Genomic DNA, 19,714 nt, shown 5'->3' on the forward strand with positions numbered 1-19,714 from the left:
TCTTTTCTATAGTATGAAGAAACGTTGCCATCTGTGCCGAGGCCGAACTCGTCGTTTTCCACGCGCCTATCGGACGAAAGCATCCGCTTCCTGTACATAGCGAGACGACAAAAAAGAGACAAGCCGAAACTTGTCTCAGTGCTCTTCAAAATGTTGGACTTGGCTAGCGAGTGCCGCGGCTTGCCCTTCTAACTCTTGCATCAAAGCGAAAATCTGATCGAAGCTCGCTTGCTGCTCTTTCATCGAGGCTGCGACTTCTTCGTTCCCCGCCGCAAGTTCCTCGGTTACACCGCTCACTTCCTCGACCCGTTTCAAGACGTTCGTCACTTCCGAACTCGACGCGACCATCTCGCGTTCAATCGTACTGACAAACGAGGCGACGTGGTCCGTGCGGTCATGGATTCGGTTGAACGCCTGCTTCGTCATTCCGAACGCCTCGAGCTGTGCCGTCTGTTCCCGACTCGACTCTTCGACCATGTCCGTCAAGCGGACGACCTCGTCCCGGATCGTCTGGACGACACCAAAGATGGAACGTGTCGCCACGTTACTCTCCTCGGCCAATTTCTTCACTTCGCTGGCGACGACTGCAAAACCTCGTCCTGCCTCCCCTGCCCGTGCAGCCTCGATGGCCGCATTCAAGGCGAGCAAGTTCGTCTGGGCGGCGACATCTTCCACGAGCTTCGCCATTTTTTTGATTTCTTCTGTTTTCCGGGCAAAATCATCCATCCGGTTGACGAGCGATGCGTTACGTTCGCTCGAACGTGCTAAAATCGCTTCCTGGTCCGTCAACGTCTCGATGCCGGCTGCGACTTCGCGTGTCATCTCAGACGTCTGTTCGGTCGTCTGCTTCGTCTGGTTCAAACTTGTCTCGAACGAGGTCGCCATGATGCCGACCGATTCAAGTGTCTCTTGCAGTTCGGTCGCAATCGACTGGGCCCCGTTCGCCATCTCATCGACCGCATTCGTGATGTTCGATGTCGTACTGACCACGGCCTCGTTTTCGGCGGCCGCCGTCTCTGTCATATCGTTCACTTTCATCGACGTGACACGGATGGAACCGATGACCGTCTGGAGCGACATCGTCATTTCCCGCATCGCTCGTTCTAAGCGTCCGATTTCATCACGTCGCGTCGAATCCGGCAGCGTGATCAATCGTCCGGCCGCGATTGCTTCCGCTGCCTCGACGTTGCGTTCGAGCGGGTGGGTGATCGAGCGGGCGAAGAAGAAGTTGTATACACTGAGTGCGACGATGACAAAGACCGTCAACAATACGGACACGAGCAGGAGACGTTTTGTCTCACTCGCCGCCTCGGCTTGTAACGCCTCGTAGAATGTTCCATTTTTCAAGAGGAGCGTATTCACATCGTTCAATACCCCTTCAAGCTTCGCCGCTTGAATCCGGGCGGCGATTCCGCCGGCCTCGGCCGCCTCGACCTCGGCTCCGATTCGCTCATACTTCATCGTCGCACGTTCGAGGTGGTTCGCAAATTCAGGAATAAGATACGTCTGTTTCAATGTCGTAAACGTCTCCGTGTTTGTCGTCCGAATCCGCTCGAGCTGCGTGAGCGTCGATTGGCTCATCTGCTCACCGAGCGAGGTCCAAAGGGACTGCTCCTGCAAGAGGGACGTCTCGAGCTGGGACAGTTCAATCATCTGAGTGCCGTACTGCTCGTTATATGTCTGCAGACGATTGAGCGTCAATAAGACATAACCCATCATCAAGACAATCAATAAGACCGTGAACACGGTCGAAAAGAGAAACCGTTTCCGTAAGCTCATTTTAGCATCCCCTCCATCAACTGTTTCTGAAACGCCTCGAACCGTTTCGTCTCATCGTCATCCCACTGGACACGACGAAGAGCGGCCAACCCGACACCGCCTTGATCGATTCCGAGTTCGACATGGGCGTTGAACGCCTCTGCTTCGACCCGGTCCGCAATCTCGACGATGGCCAAATCGACTTGTTTCAACATCGATGTGATGACCGCGTCCGGTGCGATCATCGATTGGTCGCTATCGACGCCAATCGCTTTCACGCCGTTCCGTTCCGCTGCTTCTAAGACACCGACCCCTGTCAGTCCTGCAGCGGCGTACAGCACGTCCGCTCCGGCTTCAATCTGTTTCTCGGCCAACTGGCGGCCGATTTCTGGCGAGGCGAAATCATTGGCGAAATCGACGAGCATCGTCACATCTTCATTCACGTTCTTTGCCCCGAGTTCGAAGCCGGTCTCGAACTTTTGAATCAACTCATTGTCGATGCCTCCGATAAAGCCGATTTTGTTCGATTCGGTCTCAAGTCCCGCGACTGCCCCGGCGAGTGCGCTCCCTTCCATCTCTTGGAACGTCACCGACATGACGTTTGGTAACGTCGAGACCGCATCAATCAACGCGAACTGTTGCTCTGGATGTTCGGCTGCCACCGCCTCCAAATCCGTCTGACAGGCGAAACCGAGACCGATGATGACATCATGTCCGTCGGCGACGAGCTGTTCGAACCCTGCTTTATATGTTTCCGTCTCGGCAAGTTCGCGATAATCGACGAACCATTCCCCCGTCTCACGGAGTTGTCCCATGCCGCGCATCGCCGCATCACTGAATGATTGGTCCCCGAGACCAACATCGGACAAGACAACACCCATCGATTGGCGAGTTTCAACGGTTTGTTCTGGCTGGTCAATGACAGACTGACAACCCGGCAACCAAGTCACACATGCGGCCAACAAGCCGATAATGAGTGATTTCTTCATAATAGCTACTTCCTCTCTCTAATGGTCTGACATCTCCTTATCGTCAGAAACCGATTGAGTTTGAAGCCTTTCTTTTTAATTTTAGGTGAATCCGTGTAAAAACAAAAAAGCCACAGACGATCTGTGGCTTCACACTTATTCTTCCGTCGCGGCGAATGTCGAATCACTCAATTCGCGATCCGCACTCGGTTGAACGTTGCCTTTTCCGGCAAAGTTGTCGAGTAAGTCTTTCATATCGATTCCTGACGACGCTTTGAGCGTCTGTTGCAGCGATGCCATCAAATCTGTGGCATACCCCGTGACTTTGCCGGCACCTCCATCTTTACCGCTACCCGTATCGACGACCGTGATCTTGTCGATATTGCCAAGCGGTGCCGCAATCTGTTTCGCGTAATCCGGAAGCATCTTGACGACCATGTCGAGAATGGCGGCCTGTCCGTACTGTTCGAACGCTTCCGCGATCTTTTGTTTCGCTTCGGCTTCGGCAAGACCCGTCAAGCGGATAATCTCGGCTTCCGCTTCCCCTTTGGCCCGTTCCGAATCGGCTTCGGCCACACCGGCGAGACGGACACGTTCGGCGTCGGCTTTCGCTTCTGCTTCAATGCGGTACTTCTCGGCATCGGCCGCGGCGATTTGACGCGCCTTGTCGGCTTCGGCTGACTGCTCGATTGCGTAGCGGTCGGCATCGGCTTTCTTCTTCACTTCAGAATCGTATTGTTTCTCGCGACGCATGATTTCTTTCTCTTCGAGCTCGATTTGCTTTTGACGCTCGATGATTTGGACTTGCATCTGTTGCTCCGTGACTTCTTGTTTGGCGCGGGCTTCCTCTAGTTCATACGCTTGGTCGGCACGAGCCTTTGCGACGTCTTGCTCGCGGCGATAGGCGGCGATGCGAAGCTGATTCTCTTTCTCGGCTTCCGCGATTTCTGAGGCGCGTTCGAGTTCTGCTTTCTTCGCGTCCTTCATCGCTTCTGCTTGTTTGATCCGCGTCTCTTTGTCCGCTTCGGCCGTTGCGATATCGGCATCACGCTTCACTTGCGCGATTCGCGGTTTCCCGAGCGATTCGAGATAGCCGTTCTTGTCGCGGACATCTTTGATGGTGAACGAGACGATAACGAGACCCATCTTGGCCAAATCTTGTGAGGCGACGCGCTGCACTTCTTGGGAGAACTTGTCGCGGTTTTTATAGATTTCTTCGACCGTCATCGAACCGAGGATTGAACGCAGGTGACCTTCGAGCACTTCTTTCGCCTCGTTCTCGCGTTCGATTTTCGGTTTGCCGAGAAATTGTTCGGCCGCCGTGGCAATTTCGCTGATGGAGCCGCCGATTTTGATGATGGCCGTTCCGTCCGCCATGACCGGTACACCTTGCTCGGTATACACTTCCGGTGTCGTCACTTCAAGTTTGCTCGAGAGAAGACTGAGTGGCTCTGCCTGCTGGAACACCGGCAAGACGAATGTCCCGCCCCCGCGAATAATTTTTACGCGATTGCCTGACGCATCGCTATGGACGTTCTTTTTCCCTAAATAGCTGCCGGTGACGATGAGCGCCTCATCTGGTCCGACCGTGCGATACTTCAACACGAAGACGAAAATCAAGGCGAGCAAGATCACCCCGACGATAATACTGGCTAAAATAGCTGTGTTCATACGTTAAAACTCCTTTCGGATTGTCGGCTCGTCATACTCCATGACGACCGCAATGTTTCGTTCGACTTCGATGATGACGACGCGTTGTGTCGTATCGATGGCTTTTCCGTCGACACTCTTGGCCGTTTTTAATACGGATCCCGTCACCGATTCGACGAGCACTTCGCCAAACCCGCCTTCCGGGACCGGGACCGTCAAACGACCGATGAGGCCGACGAGGGATTCGTCGGTCATGCCGATCGATTCTTCCGCGTTCGACAGCGGCAAGAGGACGAATAAGTACAGGAGCGTCGTGAGCGCGAACGATCCGACGAGTGCGACGGCGAGCCCGATCATCGGGGACACATGGGCGAGCGCGTTCAAAATGAGGCCGATGCCCGCACCGAGTGCTAAAAATGACAGGATGACCGCTGGATTGAACCAACCATCGAATAAATCAAACGCATCTGAAAATAACATGTACAAAAATGTACCGAGACCGGCGATGATGAGTACCCACCAATACAGCTGATCTAACGATTCCATTACCACTCCTCCTCGGCGCGACGCTGTCGTTCATAGGAAAGAACACGACGCAAATGTTCGACTTCGAGTGCGAGTGCTTGCTCGATCGTGTCCCATTCGGACAAAGGCCGGGTCGGTTGATCGACCACCTGCCGCACACGTCCTAACGTCTGTTCGAGACGCAAGCGGTCGTAGCGATCGACCGCTTCCGCTCGCTCTTGTCGCAATAGCGATAAAAAATGATCGACTTCCGCTTGCAGCGCAATGATTTGTTCGGTCGCCGCGGCCGACGATTCTTGCATCAGCAGGCGACGCACCCTGACTTGATGGGCGATCAGCTTCGCAATCCTAGCCTCTAGCTCGAGAATATGTTTATAGAGAGATCCCGCCTCATCTTCATCCGTGTCATCGCGCCACCACATCTCCGACTCACCTCACTTCTTTCTTTACTCACTTGTCTATACGTTTAGAGCGAAACTTTGGTTTCAAAATATCTAAAAAAAATGTAAGATTGATTTGCTAGAGTTAGAAAGGAAGTGCTCACGTTGGGCAATCAAGTCATCAAATTGTCGACCGCAGCCCAAGAAGAACTTATCGCGAGTTATCGGGCCCACGCGGTCAATCCACCGCCCCATGCACGATTCAGTGCCAAAACACCTCAGTGTGTGATTACGGTCTACAATTCGGGTAAAGTCATGTTCCAAGGACGCGATGCCGACAGCGAGGCCGCAAAATGGGGAACGAGTATAAAGAAAGAACCAAGTGTGCCTAAAACCGTTCTACCGGAAGGCTTTTCGGACTGGTCTGTCGTCGGGAGCGATGAAGTCGGAAAAGGAGATTATTTCGGACCGCTCGTCGTCGTCGCCGCCTATGTGCCGAAAGAGAAAATCGCCCTTGTCAAAGAGCTCGGGGTCAAAGACTCAAAACTGTTGTCCGATACAGAGATCGTCCGCATCGCCAAAGATTTACATGTTACCATCACCTATCAGAAAGCGACGCTGCACAATCCGGCGTATAATAAGATGCAGCGAACGATGACACAAGGTAAAATGACGGCCATCGCTCATAATGCCGCCTTGTCGGCCTTATTACAGAAGCTCGATGCGACACCGGACGCGATTTTAATCGATCAGTTCGCTGAAAAGAACGTCTATTACAATCATTTGCGATCTGAAAAGGCGGTCGTCAAAGACGACGTCTATTTCTCGACGAAAGCGGAGGGACTGCACGTCGCCGTGGCCGCCGCCTCGATTCTCGCCCGGGCCTTGTTCTTAAAAGAAATGGACAAGTTAAGCGCGACACTCGGGGTCACGTTACCGAAAGGGGCCGGTGCCAAAGTCGATCAAGTCGCTGCCGAGTTGATCATCCGTTACGGTCAAGAACGTTTGAACGAAGTGGCGAAAGTCCACTTTGCCAACACGAAGAAAGCAATCCGTTTGAGTGAGCTGAAACGATAGTCCTCACTTCGAAGATATGGTATATTAATTTTAGGGTTTAATGAACTTAAAAATTTTTGGAGGATAGCGTTCATGTTGCATTATAAAACGTACACTTTAAGCGACGACCATCCTTGGGTCATCTTCATCCATGGCGCCGGTGGAAGTCTGTCGCATTGGTATCGTCAAATTCGGCCGTTCAAAAAAAAATATAACGTGCTCTTGCTCGATCTCCGTGGACACGGCGGCTCGTACAACGAAGAACAGTCGTTGAACCAACCGCTGAACGCATATACGCTCGACGTCGTCGTCGAAGACGTCGTCGAAGTCATGGATCATTTGAAGATTGAAAAAGGACATATGGTCGGCCTGTCGCTCGGGACAATCGTCATCCAGGCGATGTTCGAGCACTATCCGGAACGAATCGCTTCCGTCGTGCTCGGTGGGGCCATCGTCAAGTTCAACGTCCGCTCGACGTTGTTGATTCGACTTGGCAGTCTCGTGCAGAGCTTCGTGCCGTACATGTGGCTGTATCAGTTGTTCGCGTGGATCTTGCTACCAAAAAAACGTCATAAAAAATCACGGATGATGTTCGTCCGCGACGCGGCCAACCTATGCCAGCGCGAGTTCATCCGCTGGTTTAAGATGACCGAGAATATGAATCCGTTGCTTCGTCACTTCTCGTCAATCGAGACGAACGTACCGATTCTCTATATTATGGGTGATGAGGACTACATGTTCCTCGAAGCTGTCGAACGGACCGCGAAACATCAACCGACGGCTCGCGTCCAGGTCGTCTCGGACTCGGGTCACGTCGTCAACGTCGACCAACCCGATCACTTCAATTCGATCTCGATGGCGTTCATCGATCAACAAGTCGGCTCACTCGCCGCCAGCACATCTTAAAGAAAGACGGTCCTGCAAGGGGCGTCTTTCTTTTTGAGCGGTTTTCAATTTTTTTCAAACGAATTTTCAGAAAATATTGATTATTGAAAAATATCGTGTTACTCTTAGACAAATCTTAACAAACGGAGGAGCTGGCACTGATGAAAACCCATGCACAACACGGCCTACTGATTATTATTCGACTGAGGGACTGAAAATCGACTCGATGACCGAGACGAATTTTTGGGCCCTTGTTTCGATGGTTTCGGACGAGGCGCTCATGGTTTGACCGACGCGCCTATCCAATCTGGATAGGTTTTTTTATTGGAACGATACACATAGAGGAGATGATGGAAGTGAAACAGTACGCAATGGATCGGATGATCAAAATATCAGCAGGAATGGCAAGCGCCGTCCTCGTCACGCTCGGGGTCGGCCTCTTGATTGAAACGATTGGGAAGATGGCCGGAATCGAGACACTCGTCTTGATCGGGCAAGTCGCGAAATCGTTGCTCGCCCCGGCACTCGGTGCCGGTGTCGCCTACCAGCTCGGCGGCAATACCCTCGTTTTGTTCAGTGCGATGATTGCGGCAACCGTCGGTGGTGCGGCGCTCCAACCGACCGAGAGCGGGCTCGTGCTCGTACCTGGTCAACCGATCAGTGCTTTAATCGCGGCCGCGGCTGCGGTTTGGCTTGGTAAACGTGTCCTCGGCAAGACGAAGTTCGACATGATGGTCGTCCCGGTCACAGCCGTCCTCGGCGGCGGGATCGTCGGAGTCGGGGCAGCAGCCGTCACGACACCGCTCATCAACTCGATCAGTGCGAGCATCACCGCTTCGGTCAATACATCGCCAATCGCGACATCGCTCGTCATCGCGCTCGTCTTTAGCGTCATGCTCATGTCGCCTGCTTCATCGGCCGCACTCGCCATCGCGCTCCAGCTCGACCCGGTCGCCAGCGCCGCCGCGTTGATCGGATGTACGGCCCAGTTCGTCGGCTTCACCCTCATGGCGTATCGCCAAACGGATCCGGGCGGGTTGGTCGCCTCGTTCTTCGTCACACCGAAAGTGCAGTTCCCGAACGTCGTCAAAAACCCTCGCGTCGTCACGCCACCTTTTATCGCGGCGATGATCAGCGCTCCGATCGCGACGCTCGTCTTCTCGCTCGAGGTCCCATATGAGATCGCAGGGCTCGGCCTCAACTCGTTGATCGCCCCGCTCAACATCCTTGCCGCGCAAGGAATGGACGCGTTCCTCATCTTCGTCGGAACGGGTGTCGTCCTCCCGGCCGTCATCACGCTCCTGTTGTATAAAGTGACATGCCTCGTCGGTTGGACGAAGTTCGGCGACTTGGCTCTCGAGGTCCAGTAAACTCAAAAAAGGTGTCCACACGTGGTGGACACCTTTTTTAGGTTAGGCGCGAACTTCTGCGCCGTGGGCCGCTTGAACGGCCGCAAGGATTGCTTCATACGACGCGGTCACTTCTTCATCCTGAAGCGTGCGCGTCGGGTCTTGGTATTTGAGCGAGAAGGCGATCGATTTTTCATCGTCTCCTACGTTCTCCCCGACATAGACATCGAACAAGGCGAGGTCGATCAAGAGCGGTCCGGCAGCCTGTTTGATCGTTGCTTCGACTTGACCCGCCGGGATATCCCGCTTCAAGACGAGTGCCAAGTCGCGTGAGATCGATGGGAAACGTGGCACATCTTCGTAGACGAGTTGTGCCGTCTGATGCAACACATCCAAGTCGAGCTCGAATACGTACACTTCTTTCAAACCGTACGCTTCTTTTGACACGCCCGGATGGACTTGTCCGACATAGCCGATGACACGTCCGTCCACGAGGACGTTCGCAGTCCGGCCCGGATGCATATCCGCAATCGTCGCCGCCTCATACGTCGCGTCGATGCGAAGTGCATGCAACAGCGTATCGACGATGCCTTTGGCGACAAAATAGTCGACCGGGACACGTGTGCCTTGCGAGCGATGGTCGTACCAAAGCCCCGTCAATACACCGGCGACGCGTTCCGTTTCGCGTGGTAACGTCTCGCCTTCTTCCACGTAGACGCGCCCTGTTTCATACAAGCGCACATTCGCTTGTTGGCGTGACGTGTTGTATCGCGCCGCTTCGAGGAGACCTGGGACGAGTGAGGTCCGGAGCACTGAGCGCTCTTCGCTCATCGGCATCGCCAAGTTAACTTTGTCCGAGCCTTCCCCACTGAAGCGTGCGGCGTGTCCGACGCTCGTGAGCGAGTACGTGATCGCTTGCGACAATCCTGTCCCTTGAAGGACACGACGAACTCGGCGACGTAACACGTTCTCTCGTGGGAGGTACCCTTTTGAACGCGACGCCGGGAGTGTCGACGGCAGACTGTCATACCCATAGAGGCGCGCCACTTCTTCCGTGATGTCGGCCGGTAGTTCCAAGTCAGGCCGGCGTGACGGTACGTGGACCGTCAACGTCTCGTCTCCGGTCACGTCGAGACCGAGCCGCTCCAAAATGCGGACGATCGTCGCTTGTTCGAGATCCATCCCGAGTCGATGGTTGATATAAGCGATCGAGACGTCAATCGTCCGGGCCGCTGAAGCTTTGTCCCCAGCGACGACGATGTCGCTGATCGTGCCACCGCTCACTTCGACGATGAGCTCGGCGGCACGGTCGAGGGCCAGTTGCAACCGTTCCGGGTCGACTCCTTTTTCAAAGCGGGCACTCGAATCCGAACGCAATCCGAGCGTACGGCTCGTCTTCCGGACCGATGCCGGTGCGAAGTAGGCCGACTCGAGGATGATACTCGACGTCGTCGCATCAACTTCTGTGTTCGCACCGCCCATGACGCCGGCAATGGCGACAGGACGTTCACCGTCCGTGATGACCATCATCGAGGCATCGAGCGTGCGCGTCACGTCATCGAGCGTGACGATTTCTTCGCCGTCATGCGCTTGACGGACAGCAATCGTCGTCCCGAGTTTTGCCGTATCGAACGCATGTAGCGGCTGGCCGAGCTCGAGCATGACGTAGTTCGTCACATCGACGACGTTGTTGATTGGGCGGACGCCTTCTGCGATCAAGATGTTTTTCAACCATTGCGGCGAGTCACCGATGACGACGCCGTCGACGCGGCGTGTCGCATAGTACGGACAGTTATCTGTCTCGAGACGAACGCTGACCGTGTTCGCGACATTTGTCGTCACGTCAGCAGTCGGTAATGTGTATGGACGCTCGAGGATGGCCGCAACTTCATGAATGATTCCATAAAGGCTCAAGCAATCCGAACGGTTCGGTGTCAATCCGAGCTCGATCACTTCATCGTCGAGGTCTAACAGACGGATGACGTCCGCACCGACTTCGACCGGTTCGCGGAACGTATGGATGCCATCCTGCTCGTCTTCACGAATTTGTTTCTTCTCGAACCCGAGTTCCTCGAGCGAGCAGATCATGCCTTGTGAATCGACACCACGCAGTTTCGCTTTCTTAATTTTGAGTCCCGGGAGACGAGCTCCGACCGTCGCCACGATGACGTGCTGTCCGGTCGCGACGTTCGGTGCGCCGCAGACGATTTGCACCGGGCTGTCCGCACCGATATCGACCGTCGTCACGTTCAACTTGTCCGCTTCGGGATGTTTCTCGCACGAGAGGACGTGACCAACGACGAGTCCTGACAATCCTTCAGCGCGGCTGATGACGCTCTCGACTTCGATTCCGTTCTTCGTGATCAAGTCTCCGAGTTCTTGCCCGCTCAAGTCTGATACATCAATATATTGATTCAACCATTTTTTCGATAATAACATATGTGTTCCCCCTTAGAATTGCTCGATGAAACGTAGATCGTTTGTATAGAAGTGACGGATATCGTCTACTCCATGTTTTAACATCGCCATCCGTTCGACGCCGATCCCGAATGCGAATCCAGACATCTTCGTGGCGTCATAGCCAGCCATCTCGAGAACGCGTGGATGGACCATGCCGCCTCCGAGAATCTCGATCCAGCCTGTTCCCTTACAGACGTTGCAGCCTTTACCGCCGCATTTGAAGCAAGAGATATCAACTTCGACCGACGGTTCCGTAAACGGGAAGAAGCTCGGGCGAAGACGAATTTCACGCGTCTCACCGAACAATTGCTTGACGAACACTTCGAGCGTGCCTTTCAAATCAGCCATCGAGATGTGCTCATCAACGACAAGCCCCTCGATTTGCATGAACTGGTGTGAGTGTGTCGCGTCATCTTCGTCGCGGCGGTACACTTTCCCCGGGCAGATGATTCGAATCGGCTTCCCGTCGGCTTGGAGCATCGTCCGGGCCTGAACTGGTGACGTGTGTGTCCGGAGAAGCGTCTCATCCGTGATATAGAACGAGTCTTGCATATCACGTGCCGGATGGTCTTTCGGCAAGTTGAGCATCTCAAAGTTGTAGAGGTCTGTCTCGACTTCCGGGCCTTCGGCGATTGTATAGCCGAGCCCGACGAACAAGTCTTCCATCTCATCGACGATTTGTTGAAGTAAATGGGTATGGCCCGGCAGCGCCGTCCGACCCGGTAGTGTGACGTCGATTGTCTCAGCCGCGAGTTTCGCTTCAAGTTCGACCGCCTTCACTTCCTCGATCCGTGCCTCTAACGTGTCTTGGATCGTCGTCCGGACCGTGTTGACCAACTCTCCGACGACCGGACGTTCTTCAGGAGAAAGTTTCCCCATCCCACGAAGCACCTCGGTCATCGGACCTTTCTTCCCTAAATATTTGATGCGGACATCGTTCAATTCTTTTTGCGACGAAGCCGCCTGAATCTCATGCAATGCCTCTTGCTGTAATTGTTCTAACTGTTCTTTCATCCTTATTTCCTCCTCTACAAAAAAAGTCCCTCCAGTCGATGACTGAAGGGACGAATAATCGCGGTACCACCCTACTTGGCCGAAATCGGCCCACTTGAGAGCATCGATATCGGGATGCTACCCCGGTGTTGTCTCCAACACGACTCGAGAGTGAATTCGGCGCCGATCAAGGCATCGGCTCGCAGTCTCGGCCCATGCTCCCTGTACTCGTTCGGTAGTTCGCGTACTATGCTCTTTCAACGTCTATTCGGTATGTTGTTCGATGTTATAAACCTATCACGATTTTTCAGTGCTGACAAGATTATTGTAATGCGATCCGGTACATGAGGATGCCCGCCGCAACAGCCGCGTTCAATGATTCGGCATCGCCGAGAACCGGGATATGAACGCGCGTGTCACATAAATCAAGCACGTCGTTATGGACGCCTTGCGCCTCATTGCCGATGACGAGCGCGACTTTGTCTTTGAAGTCAACTTGTTCGTAAGATGTCGCTTTCGCGAGTGCGGTCCCATACACATGGAAGCCTTCGCTCTTCAGTTCTGGTAGCGTCTCGAGCAAATCGACCGAGCGCACGTTCACGTGGAACAACGAACCTTGCGTCGCCCGGACGACCTTGGCGTTGAACGGGTCGACCGTCCCTTTGCCGAGGAGGACCGTGTCAAATCCGGCCGCATCGGCCGTGCGAATCATCGTCCCGAGGTTACCTGGGTCTTGAATCCGGTCGAGGACGAGGACGTGCTTCATCTTCCGTTCGACCGGGGCCATCTTGACGACGGCGAAGACACCTTGCGTCTTCTCTGTTTCAGATAACAGGTCGGCCACATGGTCCGATAGTTCGAGGACCGGCATCTCATCTAGGCGCCACGATCCTTTCGGGGTATACGATTCCCCCATGATCAGCTGAACGAGTCGTCCGGCACGAATCGCCTCGTCGACCAAATGCTCGCCTTCGACTAAAAATTGCCCGGACTCTTGTCTGCCTTTTTTCGTCATCAATCGCTTTAAGCGTTTGATCGTCTCACTTTTCGTAGACGTGATTTTCGTCATATTATCCCTCTTTCAACCATTGAACCGTTTCTTGGTCGAGTCGTTTCGTGAGCGCTACGACCAAATCGACGGCTGCTTCATAATCTGCTTTGTGAATGATCGAGACATTCGTATGCAAATAACGGACCGGCACCGTGAGCGCGACGGCCGGCATCCCGACTCCAGACAAATGGAACCGACCTGCGTCTGTCCCGCCGCCCGGCGTCAAATCCAATTGGTACTTGATATCGTTCTCTTTGGCCACGTCGACAATCAAATCGATGAGGCGTGGGTTCGTGACGGTCGTCGCATCAAAGAAGATGACTTGGACCCCTTCCCCGAGTTTCGACAATCCTTCTGCCGGTGTCATTCCTGGCGTATCTCCAGGAATGCCTGTATCGACGGCGATGGCGACGTCTGGTTTGACCAAGTTGGCGGCCGTGACGGCGCCACGCAACCCGACTTCTTCTTGGACCGTCGCTCCGGTATAGACGACACCTGGCACTTGTTCGTTCTTCAAACGTTTCGCCGCCTCGATCGCGATGGCACAACCGATTCGGTTATCCCATGCTTTCGCCATCAAGAAATCTTCGTTCTTCATGACCGTGAACTCACAATGCGGGACGACCGTATCGCCCGGACGAATGCCCCACTCGGCCACTTGTTCTTTCGACGTTGCACCGATATCAAGGAACATGTCTTTGATCTCAACCGGCTTCTTGCGTGCCTCGACCGGAAGGACGTGAGGTGGTTTGGCACCGATGACGCCTGGGATTTTCTCTCCCGAGCGTGTGACGACGTCCATGCGCTGTGCGAGGAGAACTTGGTTCCACCAGCCGCCGAGTGCTTGGAAGCGGAGGAAACCGCCCTCTTCAACGCGCGTGACCATGAACCCGACTTCGTCCATATGACCGGCAATCATGACACGCGGACCTTCCGCATCGCCCGTCACTCGACCAAACAGACTGCCGAGCCCATCCTGTTCGAACGTTTCGACGTGAGGTTCTAAATACTCACGCATGAGTGAGCGGACTTCACCTTCATTTCCAGGGACACCTGTGGCATCCGTCAAGCGTTTCAACATATGTAATGATTCGTTCATGGGGCATCGCTCCTTCGATTTTTGATTAGTAACCTTGATTTTGTCGCTCATGGTTCTTTTCATTTTTCGCCATATACGCCATCACCATCAACTCTTCATTGATCCCGAGCGTATAGCCAAGTTCGAGATAAGCCGCCATCAGCGTCTCGTACATCGGTTCCGTTTTCGACAAACCAAAGTTCGTCACTTTGCGGAACACGTCTAAAAAAGCGTCAGTCGCGTCAAGATACGAGCTACCTGCCGGGAACGAATCACGTTCATACCCGAGGGCAAGTCCGAGCGACAATAAGAAATGAATGCCGTCGACATACTCTTCTAAGATCACGTCTTGAGGCGACGGGCCCTTCGTTGACCAAAATTTAAAACTACGGGTCTCATTGGCGAGTTCACCAAGCTCGACGAGCAAAGCAAGCAAACGCTCATCAAATTGGTTCCCGGATAATTGATGTTCTTCTTTGATCCGCTCATCTAATTCACGCTGCCGATCAAACAATGTTGTCCAGTTCACCGGTTGCTCCTCCTATTCTCCATTCAAAGCAGTACTAAAATCATTAAAGACCAGCCGACTGCCAAAATCAATACTTGTATTTGAACACGTTTTGGGGCATGAACCGCCTTTTTACGCGTCAAATGAAGTCCGAACAGGGCACCGATTGCACCGCCTGCGTACGCATACAAGACGTTGAAATCACCTTCTCCGAGCGTATAACGTTTCGCCTGCAAATAGGTGTAGACGTTCAAGACGATGAGCGCCAATGCGACGATGGCTAAGACTGATTGATCCATGGGACGTCCTCCTTATCTTAAGTTTAAGGAAAAAATCTGAAAAAAGAAAGCGCCGAGATAAGGTCTCGGCGCTGTCGATTGAACGATTACGCGTTCAATTTTGATTTAGCTGTATCAGCAAGTGACGCGAATGCTTGTGCGTCTGTCACAGCAAGCTCAGCAAGCATCTTACGGTTGATGTCGATCCCTGCGAGCTTGAGGCCGTGCATCATACGGCTGTATGAGAGGCCGTTTGTGCGTGCTGCCGCATTGATACGTGTGATCCAAAGACGACGGAAATCACGTTTCTTTTGACGACGGTCACGGTAAGCGTACATGAGTGACTTCATGACTTGTTGTTTTGCTACTTTAAATAGAATGTGTTTTGAGCCAAAATAACCTTTGGCAAGCTTGATTTGCTTTTTACGACGTTGACGAGTCGTATAACCGCCTTTTACGCGTGGCATATGGTTTCCCTCCTAAATTCTTTCTGTATTACTTCGCGATCATGTTGCGAATGCGTTTGAAGTCTCCAGCTGATACGATAGCACCTTTACGGAGCTTACGTTTCGCTTTAGTCGATTTGTTACCAAACAAGTGACTTGTGTAAGCGTGTGAACGCTTGAGTTTACCTGATGCAGTACGTTTGAAACGTTTAGAAGCACCACGGTGCGATTTCATTTTCGGCATGAGTATTTCCTCCCCACTATGACTCGATGATTAATCTTCTTTCTTCGGAGCCAGCACTAAGAACATGCTGCGTCCTTCCATCTTCGGCTTTTGCTCAACTGTTGCCAAGTCGGCACATTCCGCCGCCAATTTTTCCATAACGCGTCGGCCGATTTCCGAGTGTGTGATGGCGCGTCCGCGGAAACGGATCGACGCTTTCACTTTGTTTCCATTTTCAAGGAATTTGCGAGCGTTACGCAATTTCGTTTGGAAATCGTTTTCCTCGATTGTCGGGCTGAGGCGTACTTCTTTCAATTGGATGACTTTTTGGTTTTTACGCGCTTCTTTCTCCTTTTTCTGGAGTTCGAAACGGTATTTCCCATAGTCCATGATTTTAGCGACCGGTGGGTTAGCTTTATCGGCGACCAAGACGAGATCGAGTTCAGCCTCTTCTGCTAAACGTAATGCTTCATTACGCGATTGCACACCGAGTTGTGCACCGTCCGCTCCAATTAAGCGAACTTCACGGGCACGAATGTTTTCGTTGATAAAGAGCTCTTTGCTAATGGTTAGCACCTCCATCGTGCGATTGCACGAGTTTTAGATTGATAAGACAACATGGCAATAAAAAAAGCGTCGGCAGTTTCCCGCCCACACATCATTTCGGAGTCAGCAGAGACCAAGGCTCAACTGCTTCACGTACATGATGGACCTGACCGAAGCTGTTCGGACGAGGTGAGAAGCGGGCGCTTCTGCTTTGTTGTATTTAATCACTATGTCATCTTAACACCAATAGGATTAAGATGTCAAGAATTCGCGCATGAATAATTGGTAGCTCACACTTTTATGATGATAACAGTCATTTCGCTGTTTCGCAATACCTTTTCCGAGGGAATAAAATAAAAAAAGGAGGGATGGGCCGTGTCTTGGAGACAGCAAGTGAAAGGTGACCATGATTATCACGACCAAATCAAACACATCGTACAAGAGACGATGCGCCACCATGACGTGAGTGATGCCAAGCTCGAAGCGGTATTGACAGACCTTTTAGAAGAGATGAACCGAATCACGTTGAAGATTGTGGACGACCACGAGTCTGCTCGCGACTATATCCATAAACGATGGTATTGAAAAAGGGCCGAGGCCCTTTTTTCAATACCATTTGTCATGTACTCAAAGCCCGTTCAATTCGTCAACGACTTGAAGAAGTTGCTGAGCGCTTCGAACAAACGGGCGAAGAAGCCTTGGACTTCCTCGGTCTCGAGAAACGCCTGAACGTCTTGACCGGCCCCTTGTAACCCATTGCTGATTGCACCCCAGTCGAGGTTCGCCTGCTGCATGTTCTCGAACAACGTCGTCAATTGCGTCAACTGCGTATCAGACAGTTGGACGTTGTTTTGATTCAATACTTGGATGACGATATCTCGAATCTCAATGTTCGTCTCCGGTGCCTTGTTCGCAATTTCCGCTTTAATCTCGTTCATGAGTCCGGCCACGTCCTCTTGCCCGACCGTCTTCCCGATCTCAGAGGTGACCGCGAGCTCTTCTTGCGCCAAGTCTTTCCGTTCCTCGCTCAATTGAATGCCTGTCTCCGCGGCCGTCTGATCATAGGCTTTCATGATGCCCGTCAACGCCGACGTCCCGGTGACGCGAATCGGCGACGTGATATAAATATCGGCATCCGTGACGCCTGCCGTCACGAGAGCATTCGCATACATATCTTCGGTCACCCATGTCACGTTTTCCGTTTTGATATCGAGCCCGGTCCCGTCGGTCAGTTTGATGCGGGCTGATGAATACATCCCCCCGCCGCGCTGCGCTTGCGGGACGGCATCCCCTAAGTATTTATCTTCATCGGCTGAGGTCGTGATGATCGGCTCAATCCCCGCCGGTGCCTCAACCCGTTCGAGCACCCAGTCCCGTTGGCTCGCCGATAACGACTCCCCGAGTGTGACAATCGTATCATCGACGATGGCTTCTGCGTTTACTTTTGGAATCATGCTTGTCGCGACGACCGAACCGATCGTCAACGCCACTAATGGTTTCATATAATTCAAAATGAATCACTCCTTTCTTCTACCATACGTGTTTGGTGAAGTCTTCCGCATCCGTCTCAAGACCGAAAAAACGACCACCCTTCCAATGAAGGATGGTCGACATATTAACGTGAACGGTTGGCGATCTCTGCTGTAAGTGACGACAAGAATTCATCGAGCGTGGCCGATACTTGTTCTTGTTGTCCATAACGACGGATGTTGACTGCACGCTCATCACGTTCTTTATCTCCGAGGACGAGCGTCATCGGGATTTTCTTCATCTGTGCTTCCCGAATCTTGTAGCCGAGTTTCTCATCACGAAGGTCCGTTTCGACGCGGACACCGCGCTTGACGAGCTCTGCTTTCACTTCCGCGACGTATTCGTCGTGGACGTGTGAGACCGGGATCAATTTGACTTGGACCGGGGCGAGCCATGTCGGGAACGCGCCTTTATACTCTTCAATCAAGTAGGCGACGAAACGTTCCATCGTCGAGACGACACCACGGTGAAGGACGATTGGGCGATGGTCTTTGCCGTCTGGTCCTGTGTACGTCAAGTCGAACCGCTCAGGGAGCAAGAAGTCGAGTTGGACCGTCGACAACGTCTCTTCTTTGCCGAGCGCCGTGCGGACTTGGACGTCGAGTTTCGGTCCGTAAAATGCCGCTTCGCCTTCGGCTTCGAAATACGGGAGACCGAGCTCATCCATCGTCTCTTTCAATTGACGTTGGGCTGTTTCCCAAATTGCGTCGTTGTCGAAGTATTTCTCTTTGTCGGCCGGGTCACGGTACGACAAGCGGAAACGATAGTCTTTAATGCCGAAGTCAGCGTACACTTCTTGAATCAAGTGGACGATATCTTTGAATTCTTGCTTCATCTGTTCCGGCGTGACGAACGTGTGCCCGTCGTTCAACACCATGTAACGGACGCGTTGGAGGCCTGTGAGCGCACCTGACATCTCGTAACGGTGCATACCGCCGAGCTCGGCGATGCGAAGCGGGAGTTCGCGATATGAGCGCGGCTCATGTTTATAAATCGTCATGTGGTGCGGACAGTTCATCGGACGAAGGACGAGTTCCTCGTTGTCCATCTCCATTTTCGGGAACATATCGTCTTGATAGTGATCCCAGTGACCAGACGTCTTATACAATTCGACCGAACCGAGGACCGGTGTGTAGACGTGCTGATACCCGAGCTCGAGCTCTTTGTCGACGATATAACGTTCGACCGTCCGACGGATCGAGGCACCTTTCGGGAGCCACATCGGCAAACCTTGGCCGACTTCTTGCGACACGAAGAAGAGATCGAGTTCTTTCCCGAGCTTGCGGTGATCGCGCTCTTTCGCTTCTTCCAATAGACGCAAGTGTTCCGCGAGTTGTTCTTTCGTCGCGAACGCCGTTCCGTAAATGCGTTGGAGCATCTTATTGTCCGAGTCGCCGCGCCAGTATGCCCCGGCCACGCTCATCAACTTGAACACTTTCAACTTCGATGTCGACGGGACGTGCGGCCCACGGCATAAGTCGAAAAATTCGCCTTGATGGTAAATCGTGAGCGTCTCGCTCGACGGGATATCTTCAATCAATTCGATTTTGAGCGGGTCTCCGAGCGCCTTGTAGCGTTCGAGCGCCTCGTCGCGCGACACGACTTCACGTGTGATGTCCAAGTTCTCGTCGACGATCCGCTTCATCATTTTCTCGATTTCCGGGAGATCTTCTTCGTTGATGCGGCGATCCATCTCGATATCATAATAAAAACCGTTCTCGATTGTCGGTCCGATCCCGAGGTAGATGCTGCCTTCTTCCCCGTATAACCGTTTGATGGCTTGGGCCATCAAGTGGGCTGACGAGTGGCGCATCAAATCGATGCCCTCTTCCGAATCCGGCATTACGAGCTCGATTTTACCGTCCTGTTCAATCGGACGACGATAATCGATCATCTCACCATCGATTTTGGCGGCGATTGCTTTTTTTCGGAGTCCTGGACTAATCGAACCTGCTACTTCTTCTGCTGTGATGCCGGCCTCAAACTCTTTGACGGCCCCATCTGGAAATGTCAATTGAATCATGTGTCAA

The 19,714-nt window shown here is 52.9% G+C and carries 20 protein-coding genes; 4 read left to right on the forward strand and 16 right to left on the reverse strand.

All coding sequences use genetic code 11. The features are described from left to right. Window positions 1-135: 135 nt before the first annotated feature. The 5 genes from KNP02_RS00785 to KNP02_RS00805 all read right to left on the reverse strand — a co-directional run bounded on the left by KNP02_RS00785 (window position 136) and on the right by KNP02_RS00805 (window position 5,323). Complete coding sequence (locus tag KNP02_RS00785) at window positions 136-1,779, reverse strand: methyl-accepting chemotaxis protein (RefSeq protein ID WP_214706296.1); 1,644 nt, start codon at window positions 1,777-1,779, stop codon at window positions 136-138. After that, entirely contained in the window at window positions 1,776-2,747 is a 972-nt protein-coding gene (locus tag KNP02_RS00790) for a BMP family lipoprotein (RefSeq protein ID WP_214706304.1), read from the reverse strand. The genes KNP02_RS00785 and KNP02_RS00790 overlap by 4 nt, the downstream gene beginning before the upstream one ends. A 135-nt stretch (window positions 2,748-2,882) precedes the next feature. Next, window positions 2,883-4,397, reverse strand: coding sequence for a flotillin lipid rafts scaffold protein FloT (locus KNP02_RS00795; protein ID WP_114166093.1), 1,515 nt, complete (start codon window positions 4,395-4,397; stop codon window positions 2,883-2,885). A gap of 3 nt (window positions 4,398-4,400) precedes the next feature. Continuing rightward, entirely contained in the window at window positions 4,401-4,922 is a 522-nt protein-coding gene (locus KNP02_RS00800; RefSeq protein ID WP_214706306.1) for an NfeD family membrane protein, read from the reverse strand. Then, complete coding sequence (locus KNP02_RS00805; RefSeq protein ID WP_034778175.1) at window positions 4,922-5,323, reverse strand: hypothetical protein; 402 nt, start codon at window positions 5,321-5,323, stop codon at window positions 4,922-4,924. Before KNP02_RS00805 ends, KNP02_RS00800 begins: the two co-directional genes overlap by 1 nt. Before the next feature lie 123 nt (window positions 5,324-5,446). Between KNP02_RS00805 and rnhC the strand changes: the two genes are divergently transcribed. The 3 genes from rnhC to KNP02_RS00820 all read left to right on the forward strand — a co-directional run bounded on the left by rnhC (window position 5,447) and on the right by KNP02_RS00820 (window position 8,592). Further along, window positions 5,447-6,358: a ribonuclease HIII gene (gene rnhC, locus KNP02_RS00810; protein WP_214706308.1), complete on the forward strand. Its 912-nt coding sequence runs from the start codon at window positions 5,447-5,449 to the stop codon at window positions 6,356-6,358. 72 nt (window positions 6,359-6,430) lie between these two features. Beyond that, window positions 6,431-7,243: an alpha/beta fold hydrolase gene (locus tag KNP02_RS00815; protein ID WP_214706310.1), complete on the forward strand. Its 813-nt coding sequence runs from the start codon at window positions 6,431-6,433 to the stop codon at window positions 7,241-7,243. 326 nt (window positions 7,244-7,569) lie between these two features. Then, window positions 7,570-8,592: a PTS sugar transporter subunit IIC gene (locus KNP02_RS00820; protein ID WP_214706312.1), complete on the forward strand. Its 1,023-nt coding sequence runs from the start codon at window positions 7,570-7,572 to the stop codon at window positions 8,590-8,592. Window positions 8,593-8,634: 42 nt separating this feature from the next. Here KNP02_RS00820 and pheT read toward each other — a convergent pair whose 3' ends face one another. From pheT to infC, 9 genes are all read right to left on the reverse strand, one after another. After that, window positions 8,635-11,010, reverse strand: coding sequence for a phenylalanine--tRNA ligase subunit beta (gene pheT / locus KNP02_RS00825; protein ID WP_214706314.1), 2,376 nt, complete (start codon window positions 11,008-11,010; stop codon window positions 8,635-8,637). Between the two features lie 12 nt (window positions 11,011-11,022). After that, window positions 11,023-12,045 (reverse strand): phenylalanine--tRNA ligase subunit alpha, encoded by a 1,023-nt coding sequence (pheS, locus tag KNP02_RS00830; RefSeq protein WP_034778187.1) that lies wholly within the window; start codon window positions 12,043-12,045, stop codon window positions 11,023-11,025. A gap of 301 nt (window positions 12,046-12,346) precedes the next feature. Continuing rightward, window positions 12,347-13,093, reverse strand: a complete 747-nt coding sequence (locus tag KNP02_RS00835; protein WP_034778188.1) for a TrmH family RNA methyltransferase — start codon at window positions 13,091-13,093, stop codon at window positions 12,347-12,349. 1 nt (window position 13,094) lies between these two features. After that, complete coding sequence (locus tag KNP02_RS00840) at window positions 13,095-14,174, reverse strand: M42 family metallopeptidase (RefSeq protein ID WP_034778191.1); 1,080 nt, start codon at window positions 14,172-14,174, stop codon at window positions 13,095-13,097. Between the two features lie 25 nt (window positions 14,175-14,199). Then, the gene (locus KNP02_RS00845; RefSeq protein WP_029595195.1) at window positions 14,200-14,682 is read right to left on the reverse strand and encodes a dUTP diphosphatase; all 483 of its coding nucleotides are present in this window, start codon (window positions 14,680-14,682) and stop codon (window positions 14,200-14,202) included. A 23-nt stretch (window positions 14,683-14,705) separates the two neighbouring features. Then, entirely contained in the window at window positions 14,706-14,960 is a 255-nt protein-coding gene (locus KNP02_RS00850) for a hypothetical protein (protein ID WP_034778195.1), read from the reverse strand. A gap of 86 nt (window positions 14,961-15,046) precedes the next feature. After that, window positions 15,047-15,406, reverse strand: coding sequence for a 50S ribosomal protein L20 (rplT, locus tag KNP02_RS00855; RefSeq protein WP_021065642.1), 360 nt, complete (start codon window positions 15,404-15,406; stop codon window positions 15,047-15,049). A gap of 28 nt (window positions 15,407-15,434) precedes the next feature. After that, the gene (rpmI, locus tag KNP02_RS00860) at window positions 15,435-15,629 is read right to left on the reverse strand and encodes a 50S ribosomal protein L35 (protein WP_021065641.1); all 195 of its coding nucleotides are present in this window, start codon (window positions 15,627-15,629) and stop codon (window positions 15,435-15,437) included. Window positions 15,630-15,659: 30 nt separating this feature from the next. Then, window positions 15,660-16,190 carry a translation initiation factor IF-3 gene (gene infC, locus KNP02_RS00865; RefSeq protein WP_021065640.1) on the reverse strand — a complete coding sequence of 177 codons (531 nt, stop codon included), beginning with the start codon at window positions 16,188-16,190 and terminating at the stop codon, window positions 15,660-15,662. Window positions 16,191-16,529: 339 nt separating this feature from the next. Between infC and KNP02_RS00870 the strand changes: the two genes are divergently transcribed. Continuing rightward, window positions 16,530-16,739 (forward strand): hypothetical protein, encoded by a 210-nt coding sequence (locus tag KNP02_RS00870; RefSeq protein WP_034778198.1) that lies wholly within the window; start codon window positions 16,530-16,532, stop codon window positions 16,737-16,739. Window positions 16,740-16,792: 53 nt separating this feature from the next. Here the strand turns inward: KNP02_RS00870 and KNP02_RS00875 are convergent, their stop codons facing one another. Beyond that, window positions 16,793-17,656, reverse strand: coding sequence for a DUF1002 domain-containing protein (locus KNP02_RS00875; protein ID WP_214706316.1), 864 nt, complete (start codon window positions 17,654-17,656; stop codon window positions 16,793-16,795). A gap of 113 nt (window positions 17,657-17,769) precedes the next feature. Continuing rightward, entirely contained in the window at window positions 17,770-19,707 is a 1,938-nt protein-coding gene (gene thrS, locus KNP02_RS00880; RefSeq protein ID WP_214706323.1) for a threonine--tRNA ligase, read from the reverse strand. Window positions 19,708-19,714: the final 7 nt, after the last annotated feature.

It is taken from the genome of Exiguobacterium sp. s40, from assembly GCF_018617905.1.
In the GTDB taxonomy this organism is placed as follows: Bacteria; Bacillota; Bacilli; order Exiguobacteriales; family Exiguobacteriaceae; genus Exiguobacterium; species Exiguobacterium mexicanum_A.

Bases quoted from the DNA above. Each gene is read 5' to 3' on its own strand.
- KNP02_RS00785 (WP_214706296.1), bottom strand. From the start codon at position 1,779: ATGAGCTTACGGAAACGGTTTCTCTTTTCGACCGTGTTCACGGTCTTA.
- KNP02_RS00790 (WP_214706304.1), bottom strand. From the start codon at position 2,747: ATGAAGAAATCACTCATTATCGGCTTGTTGGCCGCATGTGTGACTTGG.
- KNP02_RS00795 (WP_114166093.1), bottom strand. From the start codon at position 4,397: ATGAACACAGCTATTTTAGCCAGTATTATCGTCGGGGTGATCTTGCTC.
- KNP02_RS00800 (WP_214706306.1), bottom strand. From the start codon at position 4,922: ATGGAATCGTTAGATCAGCTGTATTGGTGGGTACTCATCATCGCCGGT.
- KNP02_RS00805 (WP_034778175.1), bottom strand. From the start codon at position 5,323: ATGTGGTGGCGCGATGACACGGATGAAGATGAGGCGGGATCTCTCTAT.
- KNP02_RS00815 (WP_214706310.1), top strand. From the start codon at position 6,431: ATGTTGCATTATAAAACGTACACTTTAAGCGACGACCATCCTTGGGTC.
- KNP02_RS00820 (WP_214706312.1), top strand. From the start codon at position 7,570: ATGATGGAAGTGAAACAGTACGCAATGGATCGGATGATCAAAATATCA.
- pheT (WP_214706314.1), bottom strand. From the start codon at position 11,010: ATGTTATTATCGAAAAAATGGTTGAATCAATATATTGATGTATCAGAC.
- pheS (WP_034778187.1), bottom strand. From the start codon at position 12,045: ATGAAAGAACAGTTAGAACAATTACAGCAAGAGGCATTGCATGAGATT.
- KNP02_RS00835 (WP_034778188.1), bottom strand. From the start codon at position 13,093: ATGACGAAAATCACGTCTACGAAAAGTGAGACGATCAAACGCTTAAAG.
- KNP02_RS00840 (WP_034778191.1), bottom strand. From the start codon at position 14,174: ATGAACGAATCATTACATATGTTGAAACGCTTGACGGATGCCACAGGT.
- KNP02_RS00850 (WP_034778195.1), bottom strand. From the start codon at position 14,960: ATGGATCAATCAGTCTTAGCCATCGTCGCATTGGCGCTCATCGTCTTG.
- rplT (WP_021065642.1), bottom strand. From the start codon at position 15,406: ATGCCACGCGTAAAAGGCGGTTATACGACTCGTCAACGTCGTAAAAAG.
- rpmI (WP_021065641.1), bottom strand. From the start codon at position 15,629: ATGCCGAAAATGAAATCGCACCGTGGTGCTTCTAAACGTTTCAAACGT.
- infC (WP_021065640.1), bottom strand. From the start codon at position 16,190: ATGGAGGTGCTAACCATTAGCAAAGAGCTCTTTATCAACGAAAACATT.
- KNP02_RS00875 (WP_214706316.1), bottom strand. From the start codon at position 17,656: ATGAAACCATTAGTGGCGTTGACGATCGGTTCGGTCGTCGCGACAAGC.
- thrS (WP_214706323.1), bottom strand. From the start codon at position 19,707: ATGATTCAATTGACATTTCCAGATGGGGCCGTCAAAGAGTTTGAGGCC.